Here is a 6,216-nt window from a genome sequence, read left to right as displayed (position 1 = left end):
GGGTGGGAGCGGCCGGCTTCGTCCAGTCGGCGCCCACGGTCGGCGACGAGCGTCGGCGGCTTGCGGCGAGGCAGCGGGATCGGCCCCGCTCCCACCGGGCGCGAGCCGCTCCGCGGCCGCTCCGGTACCTGGTCGGAGGCCTGCTGATGCTGCTCGTCCGCGGGCGTGCGCAGGAAGTCCCGGGCGCGGAACAGCCCGCCGCGCTCGCTCTCGGTGTCCTCGATGTCCGCGGCGGTGTTGATCGGTTCGACCGTGTCGATCGCGTCCGTCGGGCCCGTCGGATCGATGGCGTCGAGAGCGGGACGGTCCCCCGGGCCCAGCGTGCCGACGGGCGCTTCCAGTTCGACCGGGCCGTCGAGCACCGAAGGGCCGGTCAGTCCGGTGGGCACCTGGGAGAGCGCCGCGAGCCTGCCGCCGTCGGAGCGGCGCCTGCCGGCATCCCGGTCGCCCCTGGTGGTCTTGCGGTCGAGCCGGAAGCCGGTGCCCTCGGTCTCGGGGGCGTCGGTGAGCAGCGCAGCCGGGATGAAGACGACCGCGGTGGTCCCTCCGTACGGCGAAGGCGTCAGCGAGACACGGACGTTCTGCCGCTGCGCGAGCCGGCTGACCACGAACAGGCCGAGCCGGTCGGTGTCGGAGAGCTCGAACTCGGGGGTCTCGGCGAGCCGGAGGTTCGCGTCGAGCAGCGCGTCGGGGGTCATCCCGAGGCCCCGGTCGTGGATCTCCAGCGTGAAGCCGTTCGCGACCCGCTCGCCGTGCACCTGGACGGCGGTGTGCGGGGGCGAGAACACCGTGGCGTTCTCCAGCAGTTCGGCGATGAGGTGGGTGAGGTCGGCGACGGCGGGGCCGCCCACACCGATGCGGGGCAGCCGCCGTACCTCGATGCGTTCGTAGTCCTCGACCTCGGCGACCGCGGCGCGCACGACGTCCATCAGCTGGATCGGCTTGCGCCACTGGCGGGAGGGGGCTGCGCCGGAGAGGATCACCAGACCCTCGGCGTGGCGGCGCATGCGTGTCGTGAGGTGGTCCAGGCGGAACAGGTCCGCGAGCTCCTCGGTGTCCTCCGTCCGGCGCTCCATCGTGTCGAGGAGGGTGAGCTGCCGGTGGAGCAGCACCTGGTTGCGGCGGGCGAGGTTGACGAAGACCTCGGAGACGCCGCGGCGCATGTCGGCCTGCTTGACGGCGGCTTCGACAGCGGCCCGCTGGAGGGTGTTGAGTGCCTGACCGACCTGGCCGATCTCGTCCTTCTCGTACTCGAGGTGCGGCGCCTCGGTGTGAACGTCGACGTGCTCACCCGCTGCGAGCCTGCGCATCACGCTGGGCAGACGGACCCCGGAGACCTCGTGGGCCTCCTTGCGCAGCCGGGAGAGCGCACGGGCCAGATCGCGGCCGATGCGTACGGACACGACGATGGAGACCAGGAGGGCGAGGAAGCCGAGGACACCGGCGATTCCTGCCTTGACGAGGACGCCGTACGCGGCGGGCTCGACGCGGTCCTGGTAGCGGTTGCCCGCCTCGGTGGACAGCTTGGCGAGATTCTCCAGAACCGGAGTGGCCAGTTGCTCCCAGCGCTCGACGTCGACGACGCGCGGCTTCTTGGTGGCGCCGGCCGCGATCAGCTTCTCCTCGGCCTCGCGCAGCGGCTGGGTGTCGGGGCTGCGCCAGTACTGTTCGAGGATCTCGCGCTCGGACGGGGGCAGTACCTCGAGGCTGATCTCGTACAGGAGCTTGCGGTTGGCGGCGAGATCGGAGATCGCGCGTATCTCCTCGGCGGTGACGTGGCGCGTGATCAGCGCCGAGGTCACGAGCGCGTCCTCGCGGGAGAGCAGCTCACGGGCGCGTGCCACACCGACGAGGGCGCGGCCCTGCTTCTCCAGCTCCACGCTCTCCAGGACATGAAGGGAGGTGAGGAAGCCGTAGCAGGGGTCGACGAGCCGGTTGTAGAACTCGAGTGCCTGAGCGCGGGTGATGGCGCTCTGCTCGACGTTGCGGCGCAGCGAACCGAGTCCGTCGAGTGCGTCGACGAGCAGATCGAGCCGGCGTGCGACATCGGGGTGCACGGCGTCACGGAGGCCTGAGTCCTGCGCGTTGGCGCGGATTTCGGCCACGGCCCTGTCGGTGAGGGCCCGTTGGCGGCGCAGTGTGGGCAGGGCGTCGGAGGCGCGTGGATCGGCCAGATAGACGAGGGTCTGGTGGCGTTCCTTCTGGATGACACGGACGGTGTCCTCGAGGGGATAACCGACCTTCTCGACGATGTACCCGACGTCCAGCAGCTGCATGGCCTCACGGCCGGTGAGCGCCGTCGCGAAGCCCCAGAGCGCGGTGAGGGACACGAGCGGCACAAGCAACAACGCCACGATCTTCCTGCGGATCGACTTCCCGCGAAAGCGCATGGCCTCCCCCAGCTCGACCCGCGTCGGGCGCGGGTGGTGATGTCCGACGACTTGTGTATTCGTGCGATGTCTTCGTGGTGCGGTGTTGCGTGATGCGGTGTTTCCGTGGTGCCTGCGTGTCGCTTCTTGCATCCTGCGTCAACAACGGCGCGAGCCTACTACTGACGCGGTGACAACTCGAAGGCACGTCCGGGACGATTTTCAGCCGCAGCCGATTACGTTGATCATGAGTTGTCCTGGTATTCGGGGAGTTGGAACTCCGCACTGTGGCTCAGGACACCTGCCAGGACTTCACATTCGGTTGGCAAACGTATGGCTGGAATTCTTCGTTCCGCGGGAATCTCCCGTGCAGGCCGTTCGTCCTTCTCTACGGGGAGCCAGGAGTTGCGGGGGCAGGGTGAGACCCGGCCCGTCGGCGTAAACGGGCCAAAGCCGGGCAGCCACCCTGCAGTCGGACAGCGGTGGGGAGTGAGCGCAGACCATGGGGACGGCGGACGAGACGGGTATGCCGCGGCGGATCTGGGTGGAGGACCCGGTGGCGCGGCGGCGGATGCCGGATCCGGTGCGCACGGCGGCCGTGCGTGCCGTGATCGTGACGGCGGTGACGCTGATTCAGGCGATGGTGGCCTTCTTCTGCTCGGTGACGGGGTCCTGGCTTGCGTTCCCGATGGTGCTGAGCAGCGTGGGCAGCACAGTGCTGGCGACCTGGGCGGTGCTGGACGTCTGGGTGACCCGCCAGGTGTGGAACCAGCGGCACGGGGTGGTGTCGGTGCCGAGCAGCACGGCGCGGCAGCTCCGGCGCGAGCGGCGGCGTGCCCGGCGGACGGCCCGCGCCGCGGCCCGCGAGGCCGCGCGGACACGGAGGCGGGGCACGGGCGGCAGGCTGTCCGAAGCCTGAAGTCCCGTGCCCCGGGGCGGAGCTGGGGACAGGCCCCTAGAGGGCCGTGACGTCGTCCGAGCGCGGTGCGCTCTGCGCCGGAAGCACCGGCTGCCCGGCCGGGTCCGGCTCGGCGGTGGATGCCGGCTGGTCCGCGGACGTGGATGCGGCGGCGGATGACGGCCGGTCCGCGGACGTGGGCCCGGCGGCGGATGACGGCCGGTCCGCGGACGTGGGTCCGGCGGCGGATGACGGCTGGTCCGCGCCTCGCTTGAACATCCGGGTCGCGGTGATCTCTCCGTGCACGGTCTCGCCGTCGGTGCGCTGCTGGGGCAGGCCGGGACGCAGATGCTCCTCGACGCTGATGTACTTCAGTCCCGCCCGCAGGTCCGCGTCGTTGCGCAGCCTGATGACCAGTGGGAACTCGGCGAGGGCGGTCGTGTCGAACAGCCCTGTGGTGTACAGGAGCTGGACCCCGAGGGCGTCCGAGACCGCGCGCTGCAGCTCCAGCAGATACGTCGCGTTGGCCCGGCCGATGGGATTGTCGAGGAACAGCGTGCCGGCGTGCCGGTGCTTGTCCCGGCCGCGGTCGTTGCTGCGCAGGGCCGCCATGGTGCAGTACAGCGCGATGGCGGCGGTGAGCAACTGGCCGCCGGAGAAGACGTCGCCCATCTGCCCGACCGGGACGCGCTCGGCACGCAGCACCGCGTCCGGCTTCAGGATCTCGACGGCGACGCCCTTCGGCTGGAGCGCCGCCTGCACGCCGCGCAGCAGTAGTGACATGCCGTCCCGGCGCAGATCGGAGTTCTTCTTCACGGCGGCGCGGGTCGCCTCGTCGATGACTTCGCCGAGCCGTTCGGCGAGGCTCGCCTGGTCCGGCTCCTCGAAGCGGATGCGGAGGAACTCCTGGCCGGACCATTCGCCGAGGCCCTCGGGAAGCCGGGAGAGCCGCTGTGCCGAGCGGAGCGTGGTGAGCGCGGACTCCACGAGTCCGCGGAGCCGGTCCACGATGGAGTCACGGTTGCGCTCCAGCTGGGCGAGCTCGTCGGTGAGGACTCGCAGCCTGGGCGCGAAGGCCTCGGCCCACTTCGCCGCGTGCTCGGGCAGAGCGGCCGCGGGGAGCTCACGGATCTGCTGGCGCGCGGGGGTGCGTACCGCCTCGTAGCGGGTGGAGTTGGCGTGGCGTACGAGCACGTCGCTCGCCTCACGCACGGCCGATTCGGCGGCGGACAGGTCGGACGCGCAGCCGCGCAGCGAGCGGCGGGCCTCGGCCGCGGAGTGCCGGGCCTCCTCCAGCGTGCCCGGGTAGGGCTCGGGTGTCTCCTGCTCGTCCTCCGCGTGGTCCCGGAGCAGGTCGCGCAGGAGCGCAGCGGTCTCGTCGAAGCCGCCCGCGGCGTCCTCGGCGCCGCGATGGGCGCGCAGCAGCTCGGCGTGGGTGGCGCGGGCGGTGTCCAGCGCCTCGGAGCGGGCGGCGAGTTCGGCGGTGGCCGTACGCAGCAGGGTCTGGGCCTGCTCGGCGTCCACGGGGACGAGCTCGTCGGGCAGTTCGGTGTGCGCCTCACCGTCCACGGGTGCCAGGCGCTCCGCCTCGCCGCGCAGCCGGCCGAGCTTCTCGCTCGCCTCGGAGGCGCGGGACTCCAGCATCTGGACGAGTGACTCGGCGCGGGCGGCCGCGGCCTGCCGGGACGGTCCGTCGGCGCCGTCGGTGCCCTCCAGCAGCTGGGCGGCTCGGGTGCGGACCTTGTTGGTGAGCCGGTCGAGCTCGCCCAGGGCGGCGCTCTCGTCGCTCTCGGCGCGGGCCTGTTCGGCGCGCAGATCCGCGCCGACGCCGACCTTCTCGTACAGCTGGGAGGCTGCCCGGTACGCCTCACGCAGGGCGGGCAGTGCGGCGCGCGGTACGTCGGGGCCTTCGGCGTCCGGCTCCGGCAGTTGTTCGGGCGCGCCGGCGATCTCGGCGCGCTCGGCCCGGAGCGCGCGTGCGGTGCGACGGGCGTCGTCCGCGGCGCGCTGGGCGGCGCGGCGGTCCTCGTCGGCGGCCCGCGCCCGCTCCAGACAGGTTGTCGCCCGGGCCTCCGATTCGGCGGCGTCGTCGGCCAGTTCACGGAGCTTCGCCTGCCAGCCGGCCCGCTCCCGGAGCCGGAACGCGAGCCCGGCGAGCGCGTCCGCCGCCCGGCGGGCGCGCTGGGCGGTGTCCTGCCGCTCGTCGCGTACGCGGGCGGCATCGCCGGCGGCATCGTCCGCTTCCGCGCGAGCGGTGCGGGCCTCGGCGAGCGCCTCCTCCGCGGCTTCGACGGCCTCCTTGGCGGTGCGCGCGGCCTCGGCGAGCTCGGCGAGCATGCCGGGCGGGCAGTCGGCGCGCCACGACCCGATGCGGGCGGCGAGCGCACGGTCGCCCGCCAGCCGGGCCGCCAGGGTCCTGATCTCCTCGTCCCGCGCGGCCGCCCTGGCACGGAGCGCCTGCCGTTCCTCGTCGGCGGCGTGCTCGTCGTGCATGGCCGGGTTCGGCGGGACGAGGAACACGTCGGACGAGCTGCCCTCGCCCCCGGCGCCCGGGCCGGGTACCGGCGCGAGGAGCGCGGCGGCGGTGCCGACGGCCACTGCGGAACGCGGCAGCAGCGCGGCCCCGGCCAGCGCCTCGCGTGCCCTCGCGTACGAGACGGGGTCGGTGATCACGACGCCGTCGACCAGCTCCGGCCGCGCGGCCAGGACGGCGGCGTGATCGGCGGGATCGACGGCCTGCGCGAGGTAACGCCACCCGGGCAGCGCGGGAATGCCGTGCTCGCCGAGGAACTCGACGGTGGCCAGCACATCGGGCCCCGGCGGCAGCAGTCCGCCGTCACCGAGCGCTCCAAGAATGCGGGCGTCGTCGGCGGCGGCGGTCCGCAGATCGAACAGCTGCCGCTCCGCGGCGGCGACTCCCTGGTCGAGCAGTTCGCGCAGTTCGTCGGC

At 72.8% G+C, this 6,216-nt stretch carries 2 protein-coding genes and 1 pseudogene; 1 reads left to right on the top strand and 2 read right to left on the bottom strand.

Annotated elements, in window-relative coordinates:
* Positions 1-2,390, bottom strand: a 2,390-nt coding sequence (locus ACWGI8_RS37250) for a sensor histidine kinase (RefSeq protein WP_453667864.1), incomplete at its 3' end; no start/stop codon positions are given.
* Positions 2,391-2,871: 481 nt separating this feature from the next.
* Between ACWGI8_RS37250 and ACWGI8_RS37245 the strand changes: the two genes are divergently transcribed.
* Entirely contained in the window at positions 2,872-3,288 is a 417-nt protein-coding gene (locus ACWGI8_RS37245; protein WP_453667863.1) for a hypothetical protein, read from the top strand.
* A 36-nt stretch (positions 3,289-3,324) separates the two neighbouring features.
* On the opposite strand, the pseudogene ACWGI8_RS37240 reads toward ACWGI8_RS37245, so the two are convergent.
* Positions 3,325-6,216: pseudogene (locus tag ACWGI8_RS37240) on the bottom strand (hypothetical protein); the annotation flags it as partial.

The organism is Streptomyces sp. NPDC054841, from assembly GCF_053611045.1.
This window is presented reverse-complemented; position numbering and strand designations above follow the sequence as displayed.

Excerpts from the sequence above, each read along its gene's own strand:
- ACWGI8_RS37245 (WP_453667863.1), top strand. The coding sequence starts at position 2,872 with ATGGGGACGGCGGACGAGACGGGTATGCCGCGGCGGATCTGGGTGGAG.